The following is a 26,038-nucleotide window of genomic DNA, read 5'->3' as shown; positions in this document are numbered from 1 at the left end:
GGCATTCTGTGCGCCTCGCCCTCATTGTGACCGATTAAGCTTTCAGACGCGCAGCAATATCAGCCACACGACGGCCATAGCGCTCAGCCGTCAACAGATCTCCCTTCTGCACACCATCGACACCCGCATTTGCCGGAGCGCGCGCCAGAAGCCCGACTGACCCGCCCAGATTGTTCGGGTCGTCGCCTGTCGCATCAAGAGTGTTGGATGGCAGAACACCCAAACTCACCCAGATCCCACCATGCTGGGATGCCAGTGTCTGGAGCGTAATCAACGTGACCTGCTTGTCCCCACTTGGGCTGGCGGAGTTCGTGAAGCCACCAAACACCTTGTCCTGCCAGCCACGTGTGAACCAGATCTTGGATGTGGCATCCGCAAATTTCTTAAACTGCCAGCTCACGTTGCCCATATAGGTCGGCGTTCCAAAAATGATGGCATCCGCCTCATTCAGCGCAGCCCATTCGGCCTCGGTAATTTCGCCGTCAGCACTAATCGCCACGAGTTGGGCCTGAGCTCCCTGAGCCACATGCTCCGCCACCACCTTGGTGTGCCCATATCCCGAATGATAGACGACCAAAACTTTAGACATCGTTCCTGTCCTTCAAACCAGTTCATACGATACGTGGTATCCATTGGATACCAACAGTCTTCGTGGTATTATGCTAGCAAATTCGGGACAAGAAGGCACTTTCCAGACACATGGTTACCTTGCAGAAACCAGACACCCCCACACGAAACCTCTGCTTCAACGTCTATGCAAAAGAGTGCCCTACACGCTTTGTGCTGGACCGGCTTGGTGACAAATGGGCTCTTCTCGTGCTGGACCGCCTTCAGAATGATGTTGTGCGCTTCAATGTCCTCAAGCGGGACATCAATGGGATTTCGCAGAAAATCCTGTCTCAGGTGCTGAAAAACCTTGAGCGCGACGGGCTTATTTTAAGGCAAGCCTATCCAACCGTGCCTGTCACTGTTGAATATAGCCTCAAACCTCTCGGAGAGACCCTGATCCAGGCTGTTTCAAGCCTCACGCACTGGGCTGAAACCCATATGGCTGACATTCAGGACTCTCAACGTCTTTACGATGAAGCAAAAAACAGCGCACTCTGACATTTTGCGCCTTTCATAAAGCCATTTTTCAACTTTTCCCTTGGCCTCGTAGCCGTTCTTTCCTAAACCCTCGCCCTTCGCGAATTCGGGACGGGACCAGCCAAAATGACGACGCAACCTCTTAAAGCGCCAAAAATTCGCGTCGGCATCGACTTTGGAACGACCAATAGTGTCGTCGTCATCGCAGATGAACAGGGCAACACGCAGCCTGCCATCTTCAACTTCATTGACAGCCCGTCTTCCGAAACCTGCCGCACCCTGCTCTGTCTCTGGATGGATCAGGAGGGCAATCGACGCGTTCTTCAGGACGCCATCGGGCTTGATGCCATCGAAGCCTATCTGGATGATCCGGCAGAAAGCCGCCTCATCATGTCCATGAAGACCTATCTGGCCCAAGGCTCATTCCGCGAGACACGTGTTTTTGCCTCGACCATGACGCTTCAGAACCTGATCGCCCGGTTCCTGCGTTCCCTGATGGACAAGGCCGACATTACACCAGAGCAGGTCAGCACAACGATCGGCAGGCCCGTGCGCTTTGCGGGTGAACTGGCCGACGACAATCTGGGTGTGAAGCGCCTGAAGGAAAGCTTTGTCGAGGCAGGTTTCGCTGAGCCGAACGTCGTACTTGAGCCCGAAGGGGCGGGCTGGCGCTTCATGCAGCGACTGGATGCACCAGCAACCGTGCTGGTAGGAGACTTCGGCGGCGGCACAAGCGATTTCTCTGTCATGCGCTTTGACCCCCATGGCACACCGCGCACCGTCACACTGGGTCATTCCGGTGTCGGGATTGCGGGAGACCAGTTTGACTTCCGTATTATCGACAATGTCGTCGCACCCGCACTTGGTCGGGACACGACATATCGGGTGATGGGTGGGCAGCCTCTTCCCGTCCCTATTGAATGGTATGCGAGCCTCGGGCGCTGGCATCGCCTGTCTCTGATGCGGACCCCTCAAACTCTTCGCAGCATTGCAGACGTCGCAAAGACAGCTTCTGATCCGCAGAAGCTGCGAAATCTTCTGCGTCTGATTGAAGATCAGGAAGGCCAGAACCTGTATCGGGCGATTGGTCAGGCCAAAAGCGATCTCTCACGGCACGACAGCACGGTCCTGAAGTTCAGCCACCGGGACCTGAAAATCGAGCAGACCATCACGCGTGCAGATTTCGAAAGCTGGATCAAACCAGATCTGGAAAAACTCGCAGCCGCCATCGACGATGCCCTGAACGTTACAGGCCTCGGCATTGACGATATCGATCACGTCTTCCTCACCGGCGGCACGTCTTTTGTTCCGGCCGTTCGGAAGTTGTTCACGGATCGCTTTGGTGAAAGCCGGGTCGATGGCGGATCAGAATTCGTCTCTGTCGCTGAAGGTCTGGCCCTGATCGAAGTGGAAGCAAGAGCCTCGGCCTGAATGTTCAGGCCGGGCTACTGGTCAGGCGATCTGGAGAAATGGGGCTCATCGCGCGGGCAGAGACAACGGCCTCACGGAATGTTCCTTCCACAGACAACTTGAAGGCCACATTCGTATTTCCATAAGCCCGGGTCGTGAGACAGACACCTGAAGAGGTGAAAATTTCCACGACCGAACCATCTACGAAAATATCCAGCATATTGCGGGCGGCCAATGGCAAGGGTGCGGAATCTCCATTGGCCATCAATTCTTTTCCGGGCCGGTATGGATCGTAATCAAGCTCCAGAAATGGCCCCTCCCCTCCAAATGTCAGGCGCCCGGCCTCGGTTCCGATAAAGGTCAGACGAATTCGGCCATTCGGTCCATCGGGAGCGGCCCAGGACGAGGGCGTGAGCTGGCGGAAATGCGGGCCTTCCAACACAGCCAGATTGGGATGGGGTGCAAGACGCAGAGCGGCATCCCCGTCAGCCGTGAGAACCCGCGGCAAAGACATGACACCACTCCAGCCCGCTTCCATGGCCCCATGACTGCGCTCAGGCTTCTCAGGCACCCAACCCCAGAGAACGCGCCGCCCGTGCTCATCCAACATGGTCCGTCCGGCGTAGAACGAGCCATATCCAAGAGGCTGAATAATGCGCGGATGAAATGCACCTTCGCTGTAAATGCCTGAAGCATAATAAACAGTGCTGCCCAGCGAGTAGATCAGGACCCAGGTGTCACCGAGCGCAAAAAAGTCCGGACATTCCATGGCATCGTCGTAAGCGCCAGGCAGATGCGTGGGGCCATAGAAAATAGTGCGATAGGTCCAGTCTTTTAGATTCTCACTATCGTATTTCAGAATGACCCCACCCGGACCAAACTGGGATTGCCGAACGTTGGCGCCGAGCAGCATGTGCCATCCCTCGTGATCCTTCCAGACGAGCGGATCGCGAAATCCATCAACATGCAGTCCCGGCGGGGGCTCGGACAGAACGGGCACAGGGTTCTGCTTCCAGTGCATCATCTGAAGATCAGATGTCGACGTACACTGCACGGATGGCTCAATACCCGTGTAAAAAGCGATCGCCTGATCTTCAACGATCACAACGCAACCACTGAAAACTCCGAGGGCATCTGGCCCCCCGGGAACAGGGCTCATTGCAACGGGTTCGTGATGCCAGTGAACGAGATCAGGGCTGGTCGCGTGGCCCCAGTGAATGTTTCCAAACGCAGCTTTATCCGGCCCCCACTGATAGAACATATGATAACGACCATTGACCCAGACCGGGCCGCAGGGATCGTTCATCCACCCATAAGGAGCAATCAGATGATATTGAGGGCGCAATCGATCCGCGGCCATCACGGCGGCTGACGGAAGACGATAAGGCCGCGCCTGACTCCTGTGCGTCCGCCCCAGAGCCAGCAAGGCCGCTCCAGACCCAAGAACCATTCGCCTGGATATATGCCTCATCTTCTCTCCCTCTCGTTCCGATTTCGTTACTATCGAATGAGAGGGGCGGCTCTGGCAATGACGGAAAAAATTTTTCCTTGATCAGCGAATGGCTGCTGCAGGCGTACTCACGGCAGAGACCGTGATGGAGGCTTTCTCCACATGGCCAGTCTGCTGCACGCTTCGGCTTGAGAGTTCCTGCTGTCGTAAAGCAGCAGCGGTATTCATGTCACCCTGTGCTTCAGCAGCCTGAGCGGCAACGAGCAGAGCACGCCGCATCCCTTCATAATCCTGCGCATCCCGTCTCTTCTGTGCCAGGGACATGGCCTGTTCCAGCGCAAGTGCTGGCGCATGATTCAGGAGTGCCAAACGCGCAGCCAGATCCTGATGATCCAGCATGGCGGCAGGCTCTTTTGAGGGAGCCAGTACCGCTTCCATGCGGGCCAACTGTGTTACGTTACCTTGATCTGCGGCCCCCAGACCAGCCAGATAAGCCGCACGGTTACGAATGCCTACATCAGGCGACTGAAGCGCCACGAGCGCAGACGCCTCAGAACCCGTCAGGTCATGCTGCCGATATAACGCTGCACTTCTGACAAGCTCCAGATCACTGGTCTGACTGTACTGACGCAGCTTCAGAGCTTTCCCAGTATGATCGAGTGCTGTCAAAGCATCGGCAGGCTTGTTTTCTTCCAGCAGGGCCGTCGCAAGATTAAAGCCCGCATCATGAATCTGGGCAGCATCATCCCGAATAAGGGCACGATCCATCGCCGCACGGTACTGACTTTCGGACTGGTCTGGATGTCCAAGCTCGAAAGCGCTCCGCCCGGTGTCCATGGCGTTTTCATACGCCTGGTCCGGATCAGGCCCCTTGGTTACAGACGAGCAACTCGCCATGGCAAGACACAGTAGAATCATGCGCTTCATGGACGGACAGCCTCCGCTGGCAGACGGTGACTGGGAGCTTTCTGCGCTGTACCACCCAGCAGCCATAGGCCCCTGAGCTGATCTGTCAGCTTGCGGAGGCTATTGGCACTCGCTTCCGCCTGCGTGATGAGCGCAGGAAGCTGGGCCGTTGCGGCACTGGCATGGGTAATCGTTTCCTGCACCTGCGGCATGCTCTTGCGAAGGGTGTCCGTGGCCGATTTGGCATTATCCATCGTGCCATCAGCTTTCGTCATGACACCCCCAAGCTGCTTTTCGATCGGCTGAAGGCGGGCAATAACTTCTGTAAGATTTTCCAGCGCCTGATTGGCTTTCTGAAGAGTATCGTCCTTCGAAAGCAACCCGCCAACCGTGCCCTTGCCGGCCCGCATGTCCGTCAGCATGTCATTGACCTGCTTGGTAATGGCCTGAACGCTATCCATTGCGGGGACGAGTTTGTTTCTCAGGTCCGTAACCGTCTGGGTGATCACGTCTGCCGGGTTTGCCTCCACTGTCGCGTTCAGCACGGCATAGCCCCAGTCCATGTCTTCCCCACGGCCACGGCCCAACTCGATATAGCTGGCACCTGCCACCACGAAACGATGCCGGATCACCGCAGAACTATCCTGACGGATGAAGGGCACAAACTGCGGCTCGATATAGCCCTCGGCATACATCCGGCCAGTGCTGTTCAAATCCAGATGGCGGATTTCACCGGCATGAACACCCATGATCTCAATGTCGTCCCCGATAGCCAACCCCGCCACGCCGGTTTCCGGCAGAACAAAGTGGATCTTCTTCTCGGGTGTCAGCCACTGCTTGAGAAAGCCGGCTTCTGCCACAGCCACAGCGAAGAGGACGATGGTGACAAGAACCAGCAATCCCACCCATTCATCCGCATAGCGGTTCTGGAAAAGCGGGCGGGCAGTGTCAGGGCGGCGTACGCGGAACATCAAGACCCTCGCATCGAAAACAGTCCATCATCATACAGTCGGAGGCGAATGGTCGCATCCGCTTCATAAGCCCCCCAGGCGCTGTCATTCGGGGCGAGCCAGACAACAGCACAGCCCCGGTCACGCGCATCCGTCAGAGCAGACAGAAAAGCGTTCATGAGCGGAGGGTTGGCACTTCCCATCGGATTTTCCAGCAGAAGAAGCGCGGGCTCCCCCAGAAACGCACGCACGCAGTCAGCCCGGCAACGATCCAGAGGAGACAGTTTGCCCGGAGAAACGACTGGCAGGCCGGGCAAGCCAAACTGCATTCCCAACTGCACGGCCTGTTGCATCAACCGTTCCTCGGGCACCCGAGTATGATGCAGTTGTGGCCAGAGGATGTTCATATAGGTGCCATACAGGTCAATCCAGCCGCCATTGGCCACCATTCGACCAATCCGCCCCCGAAGGGCAGCAGCACGCCGTTCGTCCAGATCAGACCACTCAAGGCCCATACAGCGGGCAATACCGTCTTCCAGATCCACCAGCCCGACACACATATCGGAGAACAGGCTGGCCTGCTGCATATCCCGACATTCAATGAGAGCACAGTCACCCGGGTTCAGGCGCAGGTTGTAGCGTACAGAGGCCAGACCACTGCCATCAAAGCGCGGCCGGGCATCCAGCAACTCCAGAATAGGATCGAGGATGTTCAGTTCAGCAGGTGGGACTGTCTTCTCGTCGGCCATATCAACCGAGCCAGACGCTGAGGACGACGTTAATCGTCATGATGGACAGGATGCCACGCGCAAATCCTCTTGGCATCAGCGAGGACAGATCGTCTTCGGTTGTGGCATCCATCCCGGACAGGCAGGAGCACACACCCACCGCAAAGCCACTGAAAATGAATTTGGCCGGAATGGCAAAATAGTCGACCGGGTGCATGCTACTCACCACCTGATCCAGAAACGCCCAGACCGGCATGGTGATGACACCTTCAACACGACACACCGCATAACCGACCAGCAATGCCGTCAAACTGAAGATGATGCCCAGCGTGAACCCACTGATGGTCATGGCCAGACTTCGCGGAAGCAGAAATGCCACGAACGGATCAATCCCCATCCCCGTCAGAACGCGCATCTGACCACCCGTCGTCAGGGTTCCCAGTTCCGTCAGCATCAACATCCCGGAACGCCCCAGAAGAATGACGCCAACCAGCACCGGAGCAATCTCCCGCACCATCACGGTAGACAGGATCGAGCCCGTCATCTGGGCCATCCCGGCAAAACCCAGCCAGTAAACGGCCTGTGCCACAATCCCGAACCCCGTCAGAGCGGCCGTCACCAACACACTGAGAAGACCGCCGCCTGTGGCCTGCTGAAGAGAATGCCAGAATTCGATCCGCACAGTCCGGCGCCAGGACGTGGGCGACAGACCAACACGAATGACGCCCCAGGAAGCACCAATCACCATCAGGGTAAACCGCATCTGGGTCCGGGTAAAATATCCCAAAGTACCCAAAGCGTTCTGCACGCGCGGAATGCGATCGAAACGGGTTTTCATCGCCGCCCCGCCAGAATGAAACTGCGGGTCACGCCGCTGTTCGGCAGATAGAACATGCCTCTGGCTCTGAAGAGGAAATGCTCCCTCAGTTGGATATAAGCCTGTTCCGAAACCTGAATTGTCCCGGCATCAGGCGCACTGGCAGCCAGAAGCTCAGCCACATTGATGGCCTCACCCCACAGATTGAAAACCGACGGTTCCTTGCCCAGCATCGCCGCCATGACAGGCCCAACATCAATACCCACGCGGAAGACCGGATCAATATCTACGGACGCCAGAAGGGACAGGCAGGCTTCACGGATGGACACCGCAGCATCTGCCAGACGCAGCACCGCGCCAGGATCAGGCTCCTGCGAACATCTGCCGACTAGCACCAGACGGTTACTCACCACCTGAACAGAGAACAGCCCCGTCTCCCGGGCAATGCGCTGAATGTCTTCGCTAAGCGACGAGACAACTTTCATGGCCCGTTCGGCGCTGTGGCGATCCATTGCATAAGGATCAGCAAAGGAAATCACCATGACTGGCACCTGCGGGTAAATCCCGCTTGGCACCACGCCGTCCTGAACACCCGAACCCGGTGGCAGAAGGAATCCCTCATCGTAACGCGTGTCTTTCAGCTCATGCGACACGCTCGGACGCGCCCCAGCCTGCTGGTCTCCCTGATCCAGAGCCTGGGAAAACCGTAGTGCCACGACAGACGAAACAATCGCGACAATATGCTCCATCGCGTCTGCTCTGGATGGGTCTTCCAGAATAATGACGCCAACGGCCTGATGCCCCCGCATAACCGGATGAAAAACGAGCGACCTGGCATCCACGGCCCGCATAATGATGCGCTGGAAATTCTGACTGCGCTCGTCCTGACGCGCATCTTCAATGAAAAGGGAATGCCCTTCCATCAAGGCATCGAAAAGCTTGCTGTGCTCGCGTTTCGTAATCTCGATACCTGTGCTGTGGACATCCCGCACAGGATCGAAAGCATCTTCGCACAGTAGGCGTTCTCCATCTGGAAGCAGTCGCCAAAGGCTGGCGCGCCGGGAGCCCGTTCGCGCCGCCAGAGCTTCCGTCAGGATCGGGACATCGTGAGACGCTTCGAACAGATCTGGCGTACTGGCAATCTCGTACAAAGAAGCATTTTCTGCCCGCATCTGCTCACGACCGACTTCAATCCGCTTGCGCAGCCGGTCGATACGACGCCCCTGTATGATCAACCCAAGGGCCAGCAAAGACGCCAGTCCAACAACCAGAGCCGAAAACCAGAGGTTCTGACGACGCGCCGTAATGGCAAATTCCGAGAAATCGTTTTCCGGCGCGTTCAGCAACAAGACCCAGCGCCTGTGCACGAAAGGAAGCGTCGCGGCGATGGTGACGTAATTCTTGTTGCGCGCCGTCACGAGGCCCGGTCCAGGTCCTTTGACCTTGAAGGTATTCAGGGCCCGAATGAAAACAGGCTGCGTCTTTGGATCGAGTTGCATATGAGCGGGATCAAAAGACGGCTCCGATCCGTCTTCGCTCATATTATGCCCGGCGATGATCTGCCCCTTCATATCCACGATCACGGCTCGACCACTGCGGCCAACCTGAAGCTCGTTGAGAAAAGATGTCAGCCGGTTCAGGGAGATATTGGTGGCAAAGACTGCGCGATGCCCATCTTTCATCGGGAACGCGATGGAAGCGGTAATGGTAAATTCGCGAGCCGCCAAATACGCGTAAGGATTGGTCCAGTAGAGCGCCCCGTCTCCCCGTCCAATCCGTTTGATGGCCCCTTGAAACCACGGGCGCACCGTGACGTCATATTTGTCAGCCGGATCTGAAGCCGTACTCAGATACGTGCCATTCTGATCCACATACGTGTGTCTATAGACCTCATGGCCATTCTCGACCTGAAAATGAGTCTGCTCGTAGTCCTTGCCGTGCCGTGTCACCATCCAGAACTGGCCCTGATCACTGGCCAGATAAAAGCTGTCTACCTGAGGCGTATGGGCCAGCATGGAACGGCCATAGAGCATGAACGAGTCTGGTGACGCATCCGTCAGCGGTGAGCCGAACATGTCCGGAGCAATACTTGCGCTGTCAGACGCCGGTGAAAGGTAATTCCGGACCTCTTCCGTCACATACTTCTGCTGACTGCGCAGCAGATCAGAGGAAAGCGCAATCGCGCCCTGCCGGGTGGTCCGATAGTTGTGCAGGCTGATCGTAATAATGGCCGCAATGACCAGCGACACACCAACAATAGGCCCAAGAAACTGCAGAACCCTTTGCCGGCTACTGGCGGGGCTTCGTGTCGGATCAACAATCTCGGCAGCTGACAAGGGCGTGTTACTCCGGAACTACGGATAGTCTGATGGTATTTCTGACAGGCTTTGACATGACAATATCTCCTGCCCATTCATCTGCCGCAACCCATACGACACTGAACGAACGCTCGAACCCGCAGGTTTTTTGCCTGCTTCCAATAAACTTTCGTCAATTCTTGCTCTGTACAAAGAGGCATCTTAATCCGTATCGTACAAGTCCTCTTTCATTCGCCTCCAAACGGCAGCATATCATCCGTCTGCATGTCTGCCTCGCCTTTCATTCACGCATGCCCTGGTGCCTTCCATGATTGAACTGCTCCCCCGCCGCTCTGTTCTGACCTTTTCAGGCGCTGACCGAGCCTCATTCCTGCAAGGGCTGATCACGAATGACGTTCAGACACTGGCCCCTGACAAGGCCGTCTGGAGTGCCCTTCTGACGCCGCAGGGCAGATGGCTAAGCGAGTTTTTTCTCTTCACCGATGGCGACCGCATCCTGATGGACTGTCCATCAGAGCATGCAGGAATGCTGGCCAAAAAGCTGTCCCGCTTTCGTCTGCGCGCGGATGTCAAAATCGAACTGACAGAGCTGCATGTCATTGTTGGCGCCACTGACACGGTACCATCTGAAGCGCTCTGCTCCGCGCCCGACCCGCGCTGCGAGAATGCCGGATGGCGCGCGATTGTCTCCCAATCACCTGTCGAACCCACACAGGGCCATGACTGGCTGGACCGACGCCTCGCTCTTGGCCTTCCAGACACGGACGATTTCGAGAGCGAAAAAACACTCGCACTCGAAGCCAATCTGGACCTGCTGCACGGCGTGTCATGGAAGAAAGGCTGCTACATGGGGCAGGAGTTGACGGCGCGCACCCATTATCGTGGCCTTCTCCGCCGTCGCATCCTGCCAGTCACGGTGAAAGACGGGACATTTCCAGAAACAGGTGGCATTCTCACGATGGGTGACAAAGAGGTCGGTGAATTGCGCTCGCGCCATGGATCGCACGCTCTGGCCCTCCTCCGACGTGAAGCGTGGCTGTCGCCAGACCTTGCTTTTGAGGGCAAACCGGTCTCCGTTGTGTGGCCTGACTGGTTCCCTCTGGAGATGCGTTCGTGACTTATACCCCGCCTGCCCCCGCCATCGTCGATGACATTGTCAGCCAGACGAAGTTCGATGCGAATGGTCTGATTTCCGCCATCGCGCAGGACACGAAAGGCGTCATTCTCATGCTTGCGTGGATGAATGCGGATGCTCTGCGTGAAACACTTTTGACGGGGCGTGTATGTTACTGGTCCCGGAGCCGACAGTCTCTCTGGCGCAAAGGCGAAACGTCAGGCCAGCAGCAGCATCTTCTTGAAGCTCGTCTGGACTGTGACATGGATGCCGTCCTGATGATTGTGGATCAGACTGGCGTCGCCTGCCACACCGGGCGTCGCAGCTGTTTTTATCATGGCGTTACACCAGACGGGCTGCGCGACACCGCACAGCCCGAAATCAGTACCAAAGAACTATACGGTCACTGACTGACGTTAACTGGCACCGCTGCTCCCGGCAGCGGCCAACCCGGCATCATGAACGTTGCCGGGCAATTGTCCTGCACCTGCGGGGACGAGAGATAAGCACCATTCCCCGGAAAGACTGAAAGCTTCTTCGGGTCCAGAGTGAACCAGAACTGCGTCAGGACAACGCGCCCCTCGTGGTCAGGCTCACACTGAAACTGAAGCGCTCTTTCCTCCCGAACACCAGTGAGTTGCACGAACATCGACAGCAGATCGTCTTTCTTCACCTGGAAGCCGCTATGCTGTGCGAGCCACTGCCCATAGGCTGAAGACGCAAAACGATCCCGCAGGATCATGGACGTAACGAAGAACTTGTCAGCGTCATATCCGAAACAACGCGCATGCTTGGTATATTCATGCACATGCAGCGGGTGCTTGAGGTGTGGCACCACGCTTGCCAGCGCACTCTCAGTGGCAGGCTGAAGCTTTGGCGGCGCATCGTCATGGTCATAAATATCGCACCCCTTTATCCACCACTGCTGCACCGGCACCGCCTGCGCTTCCAGAGCATGCGGCTCGGATGCCCAGAGCCCATGCAGCCCGATCAGATGGTTATGAGGTTGCCCCGTGAGGCATCCTCCGCCCGTTGCACAAAAGCCGGGCTGCCAGGTCAGGGCCAGTGTATCGTGGCTAAAATCTGCATGCGTGACCGGCGTCAGGGCTGGCCCGACAGGGGCCTGCGACGAGACGCAGCCCCCCAGAACAAGCAGGGCGGCAACTACAAGACGTCTCATGCCTTCAGTCCTTTGGCGTGATGGCTCAGATGATCAGCAATGACGGTCTGGATAAACCAGTAGGAATGGTCACTGTCGTCATGCCGGCGCATTTCCAGCTCTTGCCCACATTCTTTTGCGGCTTCGACAAGGGCGTCCGGACGGAGGTCAGCGAGATACTGATCCTGAAGCCCCTGATCCACGAGAATTGACGTTGGATGCTTATGCCCGCTCCGCAGTAAAAGCGTGGGATCACATTCCTTCCACTTCGCAGGGTCTCCGCCGAAATAGGCATCAAAGGCTTTTCGCCCCCAGGGAATAACGCTGGGATGACAGATGGGCGCGAGGGCTGAAACTGTTTTCCAGAATTCCGGATGGTTTAGAGCTTGATTGAGAGCTCCCATGCCGCCCATGGAATGGCCCATGATTCCGCGCCGATTTCCATCCAGCGGAAACAGGCTTTCGGTCAGAGCGGGAAGTTCCTTCCGGATGTAGCTCTCCATCCGGTAATGGGCACTCCATGGCGCGTGCGTTGCATCCACGTAGAACCCAGCCCCGGTTCCCAAGTCATATTCATCATCTTCCCCGGCTGTTCCGGTGTTCCGCGGAGACGTATCAGGCGCCACAAGCGCAATGCCGTGTTCCGCTGCGAAACGCACGGCATTGGACTTGATGAGAAAAGTCTCATGCGTACAGGTCAGACCGCCGAGAACATGGATAACCGGAACCTTTTCGCCTGCCAGAGCCTCTTTGGGCAGAAAAATCCCAAAAGTTGCAGGCACGCCCAGCTCAGCCGACTGATGCCTTAGAAAACGGACAGACCCGCCACAACAGGCATGCTGCCCCAGCGTCTCAACATCAGTCATGCTCAATACTCCACGACGCTGCGGATGCTCTCGCCGCGCGTCATGAGGTCAAAACCGTGATTGATTTCGGAGAGCTTGAGTTTGTGGGTGATGAGGGAATCAATGTCGATCCGTCCCTCCATGTACCAGTCTACAATCTTGGGAACATCTGTGCGGCCTCTCGCCCCACCGAAGGCTGAACCGATCCAGCGGCGACCCGTCACAAGCTGGAATGGGCGCGTGCTGATTTCCTGCCCTGCCCCGGCCACCCCGATCACGCAAGACACACCCCAGCCACGATGAGCACTTTCCAGAGCCTGCCGCATGAGGGTGACATTCCCCACACATTCGAACGTGTAGTCGGCGCCGCCGCCGGTCATCTCAACCAGATGCCCCACCAGATCACCGTTCGGGCCCAGGTCCTTGGGGTTAACGAAATCCGTCATACCGAACTCGCGGGCCATCTGCTCCCGGGCCGGATTGACGTCAATACCGATGATGCGTGTCGCCCCGACCATCTTGGCGCCCTGAATGACATTCAGGCCAATCCCGCCAAGCCCAAACACCGCGACAGTCGATCCCGGCTCCACCTTCGCCGTGAACATGACTGCCCCGAGACCCGTCGTGACACCGCAACCGATGTAGCAGACCTTGTCGAACGGAGCGTCAGGACGGATTTTCGCAAGCGAAATTTCCGGAAGAACCGTAAAATTCGCGAAGGTCGAGCACCCCATATAGTGATGGATGGGCTGGCCCTTGTATGAAAACCGGGATGTCCCATCCGGCATGACGCCCTTGCCCTGTGTGGAGCGGATGGACGTACACAGATTGGTCTTGCGAGACAGGCAGGACGGGCACTCACGGCATTCCGGCGTGTAAAGCGGTATGACGTGGTCGCCCGGCTTCAGATGTTTGACGCCTGGCCCCACTTCCCGGACGATGCCCGCACCCTCATGCCCAAGAATGGCCGGAAAGAGGCCCTCAGGGTCCTGACCGGACAGCGTGTACTTGTCCGTATGACACAGACCAGTCGCCTTGATCTCGACCAGAACTTCACCCGTTTTCGGGCCTTCAAGCTGCACGGTGTCAATTTCAAGAGGCTTTCCGGCCTCAAAGGCAATCGCGGCGATGACATCCATCTGAACTGGCTCCCTGATATATGTGTACAAAGTGTCTCATGAGGGAAACGGGACGCAAGAGCCGCGTTACGCTTTACACTCTTCTCCTGCCCTGACACTTGACGCTTGAAAGGTTTCTTTTCCGGTTCGAGTGGCAAAAGAGTGCAAGAGAGTGGACATCTTTTGGTGTTGGCCGGTCACACTTTTCACGGTTAGTTTCACCGGCCATACCGTTTTCAGGCAAGGAGCACAGGCTTGATCGTCAATCGCCAACACGGGCTAGCCATTCTTTTCAGAGAGTCCTTGCCACCTCTTCTGATTCTGGCGCTCTGGGACCTCGTGGTCGTCATTCTCTTCCAGATCTATCATCAGGAGTGGATGGACCAGCCAGCGCTGCCAATTTCTCTCATGGGCTCTGCACTGGCCATTTTTCTGGGCATGCGCAACAACGCGGCCTATGCCCGGTGGTGGGAAGGACGAACCCTCTGGGGCTCCATCACGAACAACTGCCGGTCGTTTGGCCGTGAGGCTGCATCCCTCCTCGGCGGGCGACCTGACCTGGCCAGATTGATGGCAGCCTACCCGCACGTCCTGCGCGCAGCTCTGCGTGGCGACAAGACGGGCGAGGAAGTAGATCGCCTCCTTCCGTCCGACATCCGTGAAAAAGTCTTCGCCTGCTCCAACACGGCCAACGCCCTGCTTTACGAAATTGGCCTTGGTGTACAGCAGGAAGTGGCTCTCAAGAATATTGACGGCGCCGTCCATGGCACCGTGGATCGCATCCTGTCTGATATCGCCAATGCGCAGGGCGGCCTTGAGCGTATCCGCAATACGCCGCTCCCGGTGCAGTATTCGGTCATTCCTGAAATCGCGACGCATCTTTTCTGCATCATTCTGCCGCTTTCTGCGGTGCAGACCCTGGGGTGGATTACGCCGCTTGGTTCCAGTGTCATCGGGCTTCTGTTCCAGATGCTGGATCGCAGTGGTCGTGACCTGCAGGAGCCGTTTATTGCCAGCGTTCATGCCCTCCCGATGCACACGATGGCGCGGACAATCGAACGTGACCTGCTTCAGCCGATTGGAGAGCCTGCTCCTGGCATCATTCAGTCCAAGCACGGCGTTCAGCCCTGATTGGACATGATAGTGCAGGACAGGAGGGGGTTTTTCTGGTATCATCCGTGGCTATGAACACCTTCAAGACCCCCCCGAAGGGCGGCATGACCGACGAAATGGCTCGTGCCGCAGCCAAGTACACCGCCCGTCAAACCGACCCTGAACACGGCACTGACCCGTTCAGCGAAGGTGACTCCATCGTCTATGCCGCACATGGCGTAGGCCGCGTGGAAAAGATTGGTATGGTCGAAGTGGCCGATACCATGATCGAGATGATCCAGATCTCGTTCCCCGGCAATCAGATGATGCTCCGCATTCCGCTTGCGAAGGCCCGTAAGGCTGGCCTCCGCAAGATCGTCACGCGGGATATCGTGGACAAGGCGATGACGGTCATCAAGGGCAAGCCGCATGTCAGCAAAGGCATGTGGGCCCGTCGTGCTGTCGCCTATCAGGAAAAGATCAACTCCGGTGATCTGATCCAGATTGCGGAAGTTCTTCGTGACCTGCGTCGTAACGTCGACAGCCTTGATGGTAGCTTCTCTGAGCGTAAGCTTTTCGAAGCTGCACAGGAGCGCTTTGTCGCGGAAGTTGCCGTTCTCGAAAATACGGACCCCGCAACGGTCCTTGAGAGCCTGACCAAGACCATGAAGGCCGCCTGAGCCTTCCAGAATTCTGTGATGTCTTCGCGTAATTACGAAAACATCACAGTTTGAAAAGCATCCTTCAGGCCGTTTCCGCGTTGGCGACACGGAAGGCCCCTCCTGGATGCCCTATCCCATTTTTAAATCACTGACGTTCAAGGAGAGGTGAGGACCTATGCCCGCCCCTTACAGCAATCGTTTCGCCGGCAAGAAAGTACTCGTTACGGGTGCGTCCCAAGGTATTGGTGAGGCAACAGCCTTACGCTTTGCAGAAGAAGGCGCTCAGGTTGCGCTGAATGGCCGCAAGGAAGACAAGTTGATTGCTGTCCGCGACAAGCTTCCGAAGGTTTCTGGCGGTGAACACCCGATCGCCACGGGTGACATCTCCAAGGAAGAAGACGTCCGCCGCCTGATGCGTGAAAGCATTGAGGCCATGGGTGGACTGGATGTGCTGGTTTGCAATGCAGGCTATCAGATCCCCTCCCCGTCTGAAGACATCAAGCTGGAAGACTTTGAAGGCGTGATGGCCGTCAATGTGACGGGCGTGATGCTGCCCTGCCGCGAAGCCATCAAGTACTGGCTCGAAAACGGCATTCAGGGCGCGATCATCGTGAACTCCTCTGTGCACCAGATCATCCCGAAGCCTCATTATCTCGGTTATTCCGCCTCCAAGGGCGCCGTGGGCAACATCGTCCGCACGCTGGCTCTGGAATATGCAAGCCGAGGCATCCGCGTGAATGCAGTCGCACCAGGTGCAATCGTGACGCCGATCAACATGTCCTGGATCAACGATCCAGAGCAGTACAAGAACGTGGCTGACCACATTCCGATGAAGCGCCCGGGCGAAGGACGTGAGATCGCGGATGCCGTCACATTCCTGGCCGCCGAAGACAGCACCTACATCACGGGTCAAACCCTCTTTGTTGATGGCGGCCTGACGTTGTATGGTGACTTTGAAAAGAACTGGTCCTCGTAATTTATGACATCTTCCCTCACTGTTCTCATCATTGAAGATGATTTTCTGATCCGGACCTGTCTTGTGGAGTTTCTGCAAGACAGTGGGATTACAGTGAGGGAAGCCAGTAACTGCGCGGAAGCCATTGCCTGTATTTCCGCTGAAAGCAGCCTTGATGCTCTCGTGGCAGATATGTCTCTTCCTGATGGCGACGGCATGAGCCTCAGCCATCAGGCCAGAGAAAAATGGCCTGATCTCCCCGTGATTTACATTAGTGGTCATGGGGACCTTCGGCGGGATGAAGCCTCTGACAATCCGGCTCTGGCCCGCTTTATCTCCAAGCCTTATTCGCTTGCAGCCATTCTGAAAGCACTTCGGGAGATGGCTGAACCTGTTTCAGGATAAACACTGTGACAGCTAGCCAAAGTACTTCCACGACGGACGGTGAGGCCCTCACCCGCGCTGAAAATGCCATACAGGCAGGCAATCCGAAGCAGGCACTGGACATTCTGGGGCCACTCCCCCCGAGTGATGCTGTTCATCTGGCGAAGGGGCGTGCTTTTTTCCGTTCCGCTCAGTATGCGCAGGCTGCAATAGAACTTGAAGCCGCGAGCAAGCCTTTCGGCGGCCATGCCATCACTGCCCTCATTGAGGAAGCAGCTTCCCTTCGTCGCCGGGCTGATCTGCTCCTGCTTATCAAGGAATGCCGTCGCCTTTCCCCGCAAGACACACGTCTTCTGGATGCCTATGGTACTATTCTCATGCATCTGGGACGCTTCGACGAAGCAGATGTGGCCTTCCGCGATAGCCTGCGAAGACGCCCTAATGAGAAGGGAACGCTCAATCTTCTGGTCATGAACTTGACGGAACAGGGCCGCTTTGACGAAGCACTCTCCATCATGGCTGACCTCCGCCGCAAGCATCCGGAAGACTGGAAGATCGGCTGCAATACAGCCGCGATCCTGAACAACATAGGTCGGCTGCAGGAAGCGGCAAATGTCTATCGAGAGACTATACCGCTTGCCCCTCAGGAACCTGCGCTTCGACTGAATCACTCTATTGCCATGCTCAAGAGTGGCCGGATGGCGCAAGGATGGACAGAACATGAGTGGCGTTTTGGCGTCCCCGGGCACACCAACCTGCCCAAAGACACCCTCCTGCCCAACATTTCCCCGACTCTCAATCTTCAGGGCAAGCGCGTGCTCGTCACGCAAGAGGAAGGATTGGGTGATACGTTGATGTATCTTCGGTACATCCCTGCGCTGGCACGAACAGGTGCAGTTGTGCACATCTGGGGATCTTCAACACTGGCAGATCTGTGCCGTCGCGTTGAAGGGGTAGCCGTTGTTCAGCATGGCGGCGAGGCCCCTGCTTTTGACTATCACTGCCCCTTCATCAGTCTTCCCCGCGCATTCTCGGCCACACCGGACGCCATGGGCGCTCCCGTGCCTTATCTGACGGCTGACCCTGGCAAGGCGTCTCAGTGGAAGAAATCCCTGAAGGCGGATCGTAACCTGCGTGTTGGTCTGGTCTGGGCCGGCGGCGCACGCCCGGAAAACACTGGCGCGCAGATGGTGGACCGTCAGCGGTCAATGCCTCTTGCGGCGCTGGCACCCCTCGCGGATGTAGAGGGCGTTACATTCTACTCCCTGCAGAAAGATGACGCAGCGCTTCAATGCCTGGATTTCCCGGCCCCGCTGGTGGACTTCATGCCCCAGTGTCTGGACATGGACGACACAGCCGCCCTGGTGTCCTGCCTTGATCTGATCATCTCCGTGGATACGTCCATGGTTCATCTGGCTGGAGCGTTAGGCAAACCGGTCATCATGATGGACCGTTTCAACAACTGCTGGCGTTGGCTCCACGAGCGCGAAGATAGTCCGTGGTATCCACAGATGCGGATCGTCCGCCAGACCCGTTTCCGGGAATGGTCGGACGTCGTGACCCGCGTGAAGGCCCTTCTGGAAGACGCTGTTCAGGCTCAGTAATCAAATCCGTAAGACAGACCCACACTTGAGCCGGGATCGTTCTCTGGCGTGGTGAAGCCTGTCACCTGGCCGCCCGTCCCGACTGTCGTATTGAGCTTCAGCCGCTTGGTCAGATCAATCTGGACCTGAGCCTGCGTACCGGAGCCAGAGGTGGCCTGTTTTGCGCCGACATACACGCCCTTCATAACGTACTTGCCCGCTTCCACGCTGGTCCCACCGTTATCAACGCCACCACCCCCACCGACAGCCAGTCGGTCCAGACCAAGGGCATTCCGCACCTTCCCAAGTGGATCGAATGATGACCCGCCGGCAAGCTGTGCGACGGCGGCAGCAAGCTCTGCAAGCTGCGTTGTGGAAAGTGAATGGGCATCCGTTCCGAATAGCAGAATGGCCATGACTTCATCGCGCGGCTGAGTCGGTACAGACGAGAAGTCGATCTTCGGCGCACTGGCATAACCCGTGACAAGAAGGCTCGCGAGCGTCCCCTTGGCATTACGGTCCGCGCGGAAATCCAGTGTCGGGTCCAGCTTGTGATTGACGCCTGTTCCGTTGAACGCGACGCGACCATGCGTAAAGTTCAGGTTAATTCCGGCCAGATTGAAGTTGCCCCGCTTGAGATCGAACCCCCCTGTAATGGACGGGGCACTACTCGTGCCGCGCACATGCAAGCGGCCCTGCATTTCCGCATCCAGGCCATGCCCCTGGACCACAAACTGTCCCGGCGAAATTACATCAATCCCCAGCCCGATGATGAGGCTGCTGGTATTGTCAGGTGCCTTCTGCCCCGGCCGGACTACGTCAAGCTGCGCGACCGATGCTGGCATCGAGTTTGGAATATTGACCGTCACGCTTGGTAGAACAATCTTCCCATCCACATCCACACGCGTCGTGGCCTGACCGTGGATGTGCAGGTCCGTGTTGATGACGGCTGTTACAAGATCACTTGAGACAGGGCGGGCCTTGTCGGAAATAACCTTGATGTCCACCGGCAGACCGGGACGGAAAATTCCAACCGTACCGTCAAGTGCGATCGTTCCCGGCCCAGCGTGAGCCAGAATATGCTCCAGCGTGAGGCTATCGCCCGAAGCGACAACGGCACCATTGATGTCCGTCAGACGAACGCCCTGTGCATAGTGGTCAAATGAAACGTTCTGGAGCTCTACACGCCCCGTCGCTCGTGGCTGGCTGGCCGTCCCGGCGACGTTCAGATTGATGCCAACCTGCCCTTTCGTCGCCATTCCACTCGCACCGAGCACGCCATTGGCAACAGAAAGATCGACATGACCTGTTGTCGCCAGTGCAATTGCTCCTTCCTTGGAAAGAGGCGCCGTCCCTCGGACAGCCAAGGCAACTTTCGGCCCTGCTCCAAGCGTCACATCAACTTTGGCAGTCTTTCCGGCCAGACCGATATTGGCCAGAATTTCGGCTGCTGGCAGTGATGCTGCGGGGCCTGTCTGCATTTTCAAGCCATGCGCCGTCAGCGCGACAGTCCCGGTAGGAGCGTCAATCGTTCCCGCCAGATTGGCCTTCGCAGAAATGACACCACTGGCAGCAAGTTCGGGGGCAAAAGGCTTGGCTATGGCAGGCGTCAGTCGGTCAACTGTCGCCGTCAGAGCCAGACGAGGTTTGATGGACCCGGCAATATCAATCGTTGCTGGCGCAACACCTTGTGGGGCCAGTGTCGCCCGCAGATGATCGACCCCCATGACATCTCCGAAAGAGACATTCGCAGGGCCACCCAGTCGGATATACTCTTCCTTGGCCATGGCCGTCAGACGGTCCACACGCACCGTCTTCTTGGGCAGGTTGAGCAGAACAGCTGTATCCACATTGGCCGGAGAACCCATGACGTTCTGAAAGGCGCCATTCAGGGTCACCGCCATGGCGGACTGAGGACCTTTGACTGTGGCATGAGCCTTGCCGGTGATGTCCTGAGAGCGGACACCCGTTAGATCCAGCGCCAGATCTGGAGCAGGATCATCAATCGGGTTGGAAATCGTTCCTTTTAGATTGAGAGCCTGCACACTGGCCTGAGCCATACCGAGTGCACCGTCCAGTCCCAGCTTAACCTGTGGAGGCGCGCCCTGCGGTTCAGTTGTATGAATGGACAGCGCCAGATGGCCTTTGATGGCCTGCCCGATCAGTCGCTGGAAATCCGAAAGATTTTTGATGCTGACGTCCAGATCACCCAGCGGCACTTTGGCGCCATTCGGAAGGCGGAGTTTTCCCTGCCCCGTCAGGCTGTTCCAACTCAATTTGTTCAGATCGAGATGGAAAGCACCGTCATCCGTTTTCTGAACAGCTGTATCCAGCTCCAGCGGGGCATGATCCAGTGTTCCATGTGCCGTCAGGGTACCTTGCGGCCGGCCGGGCAAATGCTGGAAATCAGCATCCAGCGCGACCGGGCCCTTGGCGACATCCTTCGTACCGAACTCACCCTCAAGCCCTGCTTTGACAGCCAGATCATCGGTAGGGCCATCGGCGGTTGCCGTCAGGGTCATGTTGCCCAGAAGCGCCGGGCTGGCCTGCCGCAGATCAGGAAGAGCAACCGTTGCTTTGGTTTGCATCGTGTTGCCATGCGCCAGATCAACAACGGCAGACACCAGAAGATGCAGCGCCTGACCGTCCAGACCAAAGCTCTTCACCGTTAGAACATTGGCGGATGACTTGCTGAGCTGAAGCGCCAGATGACCATCCTTGCCAATCAGATGGAGAGCCTGTGGCTGACCATCCGTAACAGAGATCGTGCCTGAGCTCGCAAGTGTCAGATCATCATGATCGGTCACTGGCATGGCGAAGTCAGCCGCAAGGGCCGCACTACCACTCAGATCCGTACTTCCGATCGCGGCAAGAGGATGCAGATCTGGCAGCGCCAGTGTCACATGGCCCTTGGCCGCTGGCTTGACATCAACATTGGCTGCGACGTGCATCAAAGGATGGTCAATCTTGGCGACAACCGGAAGTGTCGCTGCCAGAGGATGAGCCGTCACATCCAGTGTCAGAGGCGCCGAAGCCAGAAGTGTTGGCTGGCTTCCGGGAATGCGCAGGCCATCCAGAGCAGCTTGCAGATGTGCAACGGTATTTTCTGGCTTTGCGGCTTCCGTGCCATCAAACGTCGCGTGCAGATGGCCGACGGATGCGCCGCCAGCAGTCAGAGCATCAATATCCAGAAGCCCCTGTCCGGCAGGAGCCTTGAGCGGACCATGTAGATCCGTGTTCAGGGCAATCGCATTCCAGCCAATGCCAGGCTTCAACGTCATTGCAGGGGCATTGGCCTTGACGTGCAGGTTCGCGATGTTGGTGTAGAGATTGATCTGCCCTGTGGAAGATGCCGTAATCGGTCCAGCACTCAGGCCGAAATCAAGGGCCGCCGCCGTGCGGGGGCCTGCAAGGTTCAGATGCATGTCCACAGGATCAAGCTGCGGAAGCTGTCCGAGTGTGGTTGCAAAGCCGTTGACACCTTCCTTGAAGGTAACGGCGAGAGCCAAACGATCTCTCGGCGTCTGGGCTGAAAGCGTAAGTCCTCCGGCTGCATCCAGACGGGCCAGTTGCAGGGCGATGTCCATCTTGGGCAGTGTCTGCATCGTCACGCCATTCAGGAACGGCGCGATAGACGCAATATGAGCGTGACCGTTCAGGCTGAACAGCGTTGCCTTGCCCGTGAAATCAGGACCAATTTCGATCCGACTGACTTTCAGAGCATCCAGATCAACCTGGATATTCAGCTTTGATGGGCTGGAACTGGCTTGGGTTTCAGTCGTCTCTGCCGTTGTGTCAGAAATCGGTTTGCGCAGAAGAGCGAGGCGCTCAGCGCTCAAAACCTTGACGTGTGCATCCATGCCCACAAGGGACAGGGGCGACCAGCGAAGTTCAAAGTTATCCAGTTCGAGCCAGACGCCCTTGCTGTCCTTCACTGCAAGCCGCGCAAGCTTCAGATGCTGCGGAAGCGCACCGGACAGGCCGGAGATCTGCACCATTCCACCCGTAAGTGGACTGACCTTCTGTTCAATCAGGCGTTGGCCCGGACCGATATTGATCCCGATAAGGACGACAACGAGCGCCAGGACAACCAGCCCGAGCGGAACGCCAATGACAAGAGAGACGATCCAGAGAATAATCCTGCGGGCGCGCATCAGAATGTCTCTCCAAGACCAATATACAGTTCCCATTTGTCGCCATAGGCCGGTCTGTTCATCGGCAGCGCGACATCGACACGAATTGGCCCGATAGGGGTGAAATAGCGCACCCCTCCGCCATAACCCACACGAAGTGTTCCCTGTCCGGGGCGGGAACCTGTGCCGACCTGTCCGGCATCCACGAACCCTGCCAGACCGAGGTTCATGGGCAATCTCTGCCTGAACTCAACTGTCCCAGCATCCAGAGAGGTGCCACCGATCGCATATTTCGTGTGACCGTATTGCGGGCCTACACCCTGATATCGGAAGCCACGCACTGTCGCCGGTCCACCCGCATAGAGCCGTTGATCTGGCGGGATCTGATACGTCGAAGCGCCCTGCACAGACCCAACAGTTCCACGAACCGCGATAACGCTCTTGCCAGGTTTTGTCAGGCCGATCTTGGCCAGATCGAAATAAGTGGAGACCTGCGCGGACAGTAGTGTGAAGAACGATGTTCCGTTCTCCAGCGACACAGAAGGTGTGGCAGACAGAGAGGCCCGAACACCGTGTGTGGCCGGATCAATCGGATTTTCCAGCTGGGTGCTATCGTAGGCCGCACTGAGAGGCGCCGATACGATGAAGTAGCTCCGGGTATCGCCGAACTGCTGGATCTGCTCCTGCATGCCCATCAGGCCGCCGGACACATACCAGAACTTGCCGAGACGACGTCCGATGCCACCACGGATGAGGAAGGCGGTCTGATGATAGGAGTACAGAAGCTGACGAATAGCTTCGACACGCAGGCTCAGGTTTTGGTTCTTATGCAGGAAGTCCGGTTTGCTGAAGTCCGCATAAACGTCATAGCCCAGCCCCTGCTGCGCTGATCCTCCAAGACCCGTAATGAGAGCTGTGAGCTTGAGCTGCTCTGCATTGCCCAGCAGATTATGGTGCGTCCAGGTTGCACCGGCACGCCCACCGAGATCCGTCGAGTACCCGGCCTGCACTGCAACAGTGCGTCTTTTTGCTTCCTTGAAGCTGAAATTGACCGGCATGGCCTGAAGAACGCCCGGCATGAGCGTCTGGCTTGCGGGAAGTGTGATGATGGGCGGCGCATTATGCACCTGAACAGAAGAGAACACGCCGACTGCTGCCAGATCCTGACGGGCAGCTTCAATCTTGGAGGGCTGGTAAAGCTGCCCTTCCCGGATCGTCAGACGCCGCCGCAGAAAGGACTGATGCACACGCTTGAGGTCATCCATCCCGATTGGACCGATGACAACCTTCGGCCCTTTCCCCACACGGAAGACAATATCAAGGGTCTCATCATGCGGCTGGAGATAGGCCAGCGGCGTAGAGACATCCGCGACGGCGTAACCCTCTTCCTGCAACTGGGTCAGCAGGTTGCCCTGGGCAGCCAGAACGTCCGAAGCAATCGCAGGCTGGCCCGCCTTGAGCTTAAAGGCCTTCTGTTCGTCAGATGTAAGCTCAACCGGCACTCCCTGCTCCGCAGCCTGCCCAGAGGTATCAACCGCTCCCATTTTGTCGGCAGTCTGAGCTTTACTCGAGACCGGGGTCGCACTTCCTTTGGGGGATGGCGCTGTTTTCGGAGCGCCAGAAACGTCTGGTTGAGGTTCTGCTTTCGGTGGCGGTGTCGTCAGGATAATTTTTCCAAGGCGGAACTGGTTCCCCTTGCTGACGGAAATCGTGATGGTGACTTTGGCGTCTTTGGGAAGAGTGTTCAGCACGTCCGGCACGGCCGGATCACGTCCGTCTAACTCTCGTGCTCCCGTCTTGATAAGAATTGTAACCGTCCCGGCATAATACCCCTGAGACTGCAGAGCCGTATCCACGCGGTCATAATCTGACCTGATACGACCAGCGAGCGCATAGGGTCCAACGGCATGCGTGTTCTGAAGAGATTGCAACTGGGAGGATGCATTTATAGCGGCATCAAGGTCAGCGTTTTTGGTCGGCTGAATCGTGACCTTGTAAGAGACGGTCTGTTCTGTCGCCTCCCCGGCAACAGGCGTATCTGCCCTGGCTCCGGACGGATGACAGCACGCCGCCATTGCCCCAATGGCAAGAGAGAGAGAAACAGCAGATGAGCGACCGCGTGACTTCACCGGAGGTCCTGATAATCCGTTTTGAGAAATGATCGACCCCAGAAGGTCGAACCACGAAAAGCGAACCGATCAGATGTGGCCGCATACCCTTGTGGCAGTACCCCAGAGCGCACTGTCAAGTCCATGATAGAAAGACCATTTGAGACACGCATACAACGTTCGTAAGACAAACGAGATTGTCTCCGCCGCCTGAAATCCTTATCACTCAGCACCCATGCCCCATCCTGATGCTCAGCCACCACTCGGCCGCCGTCGCCATAACCGACCGATCATTGACGAAAGTGTCAATTTTCCAGACGAACAGGCAATGACCCAGTTCTCTGCTTTCAGTCGCACCGCTTGCGTGACGAGGCTTGCGGCCGTGCTGATCTGGGCATTCTGGGTTTCTACCATCCAGTTTGTACTCATCCGTCTTCCAGGCTCCGGCAAGGTTCGGGTGCCCCGGATATTCTGGCGCATGATCTGCCGCATTCTTGGCTTGCAGGTCCGCATCGTGGGAACGAGAGCCGGAAAAATCCTTAACGCCAAGGATGTGCAACAGGGCGAGCGCCCCATCATCTATGTCGCGAACCATTGCTCGTGGCTGGATATTCCTGTTGTCGGTGGCGCACTTCACACGGTCTTTGTCGCAAAGGGTGAAGTGGGATCCTGGCCGTTGATCGGAACCATCTCCCGGCTGGGCAGGACAATTTTCGTCAGTCGCAACCGCCAGAATACCGGCAAAGAACTGCAGGAAATGACCGAACGCCTATGGGACGGAGACGACATCGTCCTGTTTCCTGAAGGGACATCTACTGACGGCTCCCGCGTTCTGCCTTTTCTTTCCTCGTTCTTTGCTGTCGCGAAGCCGGGACGGCTGGATCAGGTTGGCATGCCGAAACCCCCTTCAACCCTCGTTCAGCCAGTGTCGATTGTTTATGATCGCTTGGAAGGGTTACCTGTTGGCCGTAGCCGTCGATCCGTCTTTTCCTGGTACGGAGATATGGATCTGACGCCTCATCTGTGGTCCTTCTGCCAGTGGCGCTCTATGCGTGCGACAATTCTGCTACATCCCCCCTTAGACCCAGAAAATTTCCGCTCCCGGAAAGAGCTGGCGAATGCCACCTTTAAGGCCGTCAGCGAGGGCGCGGCAAAGCTTCGGCAGGGACTTGTTCCTGACGACCTGAACTGAACCTCATTATCTTTGGATCAAACCAAGG

At 57.1% G+C, this 26,038-nt stretch carries 22 protein-coding genes; 10 read left to right on the top strand and 12 right to left on the bottom strand.

Translation table 11 applies throughout. The annotated features are described in order from the left end of the window. Window positions 1–34: 34 nt before the first annotated feature. On the bottom strand, window positions 35–589 hold the full coding sequence (locus tag JN414_RS03410) for a flavodoxin family protein (protein WP_202206677.1): 555 nt from the start codon (window positions 587–589) through the stop codon (window positions 35–37). A gap of 110 nt (window positions 590–699) precedes the next feature. On the opposite strand from JN414_RS03410, the gene JN414_RS03405 reads away from it, so the two are divergent. Both JN414_RS03405 and JN414_RS03400 read left to right on the top strand, forming a co-directional pair. After that, on the top strand, window positions 700–1,107 hold the full coding sequence (locus tag JN414_RS03405; RefSeq protein WP_202206676.1) for a helix-turn-helix domain-containing protein: 408 nt from the start codon (window positions 700–702) through the stop codon (window positions 1,105–1,107). A 105-nt stretch (window positions 1,108–1,212) separates the two neighbouring features. Then, complete coding sequence (locus JN414_RS03400; protein WP_202206675.1) at window positions 1,213–2,517, top strand: Hsp70 family protein; 1,305 nt, start codon at window positions 1,213–1,215, stop codon at window positions 2,515–2,517. 4 nt (window positions 2,518–2,521) lie between these two features. On the opposite strand, the gene JN414_RS03395 is transcribed toward JN414_RS03400, so the two are convergent. From JN414_RS03395 to JN414_RS03370, 6 genes are all read right to left on the bottom strand, one after another. Further along, entirely contained in the window at window positions 2,522–3,967 is a 1,446-nt protein-coding gene (locus JN414_RS03395; RefSeq protein WP_202206674.1) for a glycoside hydrolase family 32 protein, read from the bottom strand. Between the two features lie 81 nt (window positions 3,968–4,048). Next, window positions 4,049–4,873 (bottom strand): hypothetical protein, encoded by an 825-nt coding sequence (locus JN414_RS03390; RefSeq protein ID WP_202206673.1) that lies wholly within the window; start codon window positions 4,871–4,873, stop codon window positions 4,049–4,051. Continuing rightward, window positions 4,870–5,823 carry an MlaD family protein gene (locus tag JN414_RS03385; protein WP_202206672.1) on the bottom strand — a complete coding sequence of 318 codons (954 nt, stop codon included), beginning with the start codon at window positions 5,821–5,823 and terminating at the stop codon, window positions 4,870–4,872. The genes JN414_RS03390 and JN414_RS03385 overlap by 4 nt, the downstream gene beginning before the upstream one ends. Next, window positions 5,823–6,551 carry an ABC transporter ATP-binding protein gene (locus JN414_RS03380; RefSeq protein ID WP_202206671.1) on the bottom strand — a complete coding sequence of 243 codons (729 nt, stop codon included), beginning with the start codon at window positions 6,549–6,551 and terminating at the stop codon, window positions 5,823–5,825. The genes JN414_RS03385 and JN414_RS03380 overlap by 1 nt, the downstream gene beginning before the upstream one ends. Before the next feature lies 1 nt (window position 6,552). Then, window positions 6,553–7,368 (bottom strand): ABC transporter permease, encoded by an 816-nt coding sequence (locus tag JN414_RS03375; protein WP_202206670.1) that lies wholly within the window; start codon window positions 7,366–7,368, stop codon window positions 6,553–6,555. Continuing rightward, window positions 7,365–9,683, bottom strand: a complete 2,319-nt coding sequence (locus tag JN414_RS03370; RefSeq protein WP_202206669.1) for a cache domain-containing protein — start codon at window positions 9,681–9,683, stop codon at window positions 7,365–7,367. Before JN414_RS03370 ends, JN414_RS03375 begins: the two co-directional genes overlap by 4 nt. Window positions 9,684–9,972: 289 nt before the next feature. On the opposite strand from JN414_RS03370, the gene JN414_RS03365 reads away from it, so the two are divergent. Both JN414_RS03365 and hisI read left to right on the top strand, forming a co-directional pair. After that, window positions 9,973–10,782, top strand: coding sequence for a folate-binding protein YgfZ (locus tag JN414_RS03365; protein WP_202206668.1), 810 nt, complete (start codon window positions 9,973–9,975; stop codon window positions 10,780–10,782). Beyond that, complete coding sequence (hisI, locus tag JN414_RS03360) at window positions 10,779–11,189, top strand: phosphoribosyl-AMP cyclohydrolase (RefSeq protein WP_202206667.1); 411 nt, start codon at window positions 10,779–10,781, stop codon at window positions 11,187–11,189. Before JN414_RS03365 ends, hisI begins: the two co-directional genes overlap by 4 nt. Here hisI and JN414_RS03355 read toward each other — a convergent pair. The 3 genes from JN414_RS03355 to JN414_RS03345 are packed head-to-tail and all read right to left on the bottom strand — an operon-like array spanning window position 11,183 to window position 13,922. After that, window positions 11,183–11,959: a ribonuclease T2 family protein gene (locus JN414_RS03355; RefSeq protein ID WP_202206666.1), complete on the bottom strand. Its 777-nt coding sequence runs from the start codon at window positions 11,957–11,959 to the stop codon at window positions 11,183–11,185. The genes hisI and JN414_RS03355 overlap by 7 nt on opposite strands. Continuing rightward, window positions 11,956–12,804, bottom strand: coding sequence for an S-formylglutathione hydrolase (gene fghA / locus JN414_RS03350; RefSeq protein WP_202206665.1), 849 nt, complete (start codon window positions 12,802–12,804; stop codon window positions 11,956–11,958). Before fghA ends, JN414_RS03355 begins: the two co-directional genes overlap by 4 nt. Before the next feature lie 2 nt (window positions 12,805–12,806). Continuing rightward, window positions 12,807–13,922 carry an S-(hydroxymethyl)glutathione dehydrogenase/class III alcohol dehydrogenase gene (locus tag JN414_RS03345; RefSeq protein ID WP_046899562.1) on the bottom strand — a complete coding sequence of 372 codons (1,116 nt, stop codon included), beginning with the start codon at window positions 13,920–13,922 and terminating at the stop codon, window positions 12,807–12,809. A 234-nt stretch (window positions 13,923–14,156) separates the two neighbouring features. On the opposite strand from JN414_RS03345, the gene JN414_RS03340 reads away from it, so the two are divergent. The 5 genes from JN414_RS03340 (at window position 14,157) to JN414_RS03320 (ending at window position 18,598) form a co-directional block, all read left to right on the top strand. Then, entirely contained in the window at window positions 14,157–15,032 is an 876-nt protein-coding gene (locus JN414_RS03340) for a bestrophin family protein (protein ID WP_064274069.1), read from the top strand. Between the two features lie 53 nt (window positions 15,033–15,085). After that, window positions 15,086–15,673 (top strand): CarD family transcriptional regulator, encoded by a 588-nt coding sequence (locus JN414_RS03335; RefSeq protein ID WP_046899564.1) that lies wholly within the window; start codon window positions 15,086–15,088, stop codon window positions 15,671–15,673. Window positions 15,674–15,830: 157 nt separating this feature from the next. Continuing rightward, entirely contained in the window at window positions 15,831–16,631 is an 801-nt protein-coding gene (locus JN414_RS03330) for an SDR family NAD(P)-dependent oxidoreductase (RefSeq protein ID WP_064274068.1), read from the top strand. Between the two features lie 3 nt (window positions 16,632–16,634). Further along, complete coding sequence (locus JN414_RS03325; RefSeq protein WP_202206664.1) at window positions 16,635–17,015, top strand: response regulator; 381 nt, start codon at window positions 16,635–16,637, stop codon at window positions 17,013–17,015. A 5-nt stretch (window positions 17,016–17,020) separates the two neighbouring features. Continuing rightward, complete coding sequence (locus JN414_RS03320) at window positions 17,021–18,598, top strand: tetratricopeptide repeat protein (protein WP_202206663.1); 1,578 nt, start codon at window positions 17,021–17,023, stop codon at window positions 18,596–18,598. Here JN414_RS03320 and JN414_RS03315 read toward each other — a convergent pair. Next, window positions 18,592–22,731, bottom strand: coding sequence for a translocation/assembly module TamB domain-containing protein (locus tag JN414_RS03315; RefSeq protein WP_202206662.1), 4,140 nt, complete (start codon window positions 22,729–22,731; stop codon window positions 18,592–18,594). The genes JN414_RS03320 and JN414_RS03315 overlap by 7 nt on opposite strands. Next, window positions 22,731–24,839, bottom strand: coding sequence for an autotransporter assembly complex family protein (locus JN414_RS03310; protein ID WP_202206661.1), 2,109 nt, complete (start codon window positions 24,837–24,839; stop codon window positions 22,731–22,733). The genes JN414_RS03315 and JN414_RS03310 overlap by 1 nt, the downstream gene beginning before the upstream one ends. A 214-nt stretch (window positions 24,840–25,053) precedes the next feature. On the opposite strand from JN414_RS03310, the gene JN414_RS03305 reads away from it, so the two are divergent. Next, the gene (locus JN414_RS03305) at window positions 25,054–26,010 is read left to right on the top strand and encodes a 1-acyl-sn-glycerol-3-phosphate acyltransferase (RefSeq protein ID WP_202206660.1); all 957 of its coding nucleotides are present in this window, start codon (window positions 25,054–25,056) and stop codon (window positions 26,008–26,010) included. Window positions 26,011–26,038: the final 28 nt, after the last annotated feature.

It is taken from the genome of Gluconobacter sp. Gdi (assembly GCF_014132155.1).
Lineage (GTDB): Bacteria > Pseudomonadota > Alphaproteobacteria > Acetobacterales > Acetobacteraceae > Gluconobacter.
The sequence above is the reverse complement of the archived record's forward strand: the minus strand, read 5'-3'. Positions and strand labels throughout refer to the sequence as shown.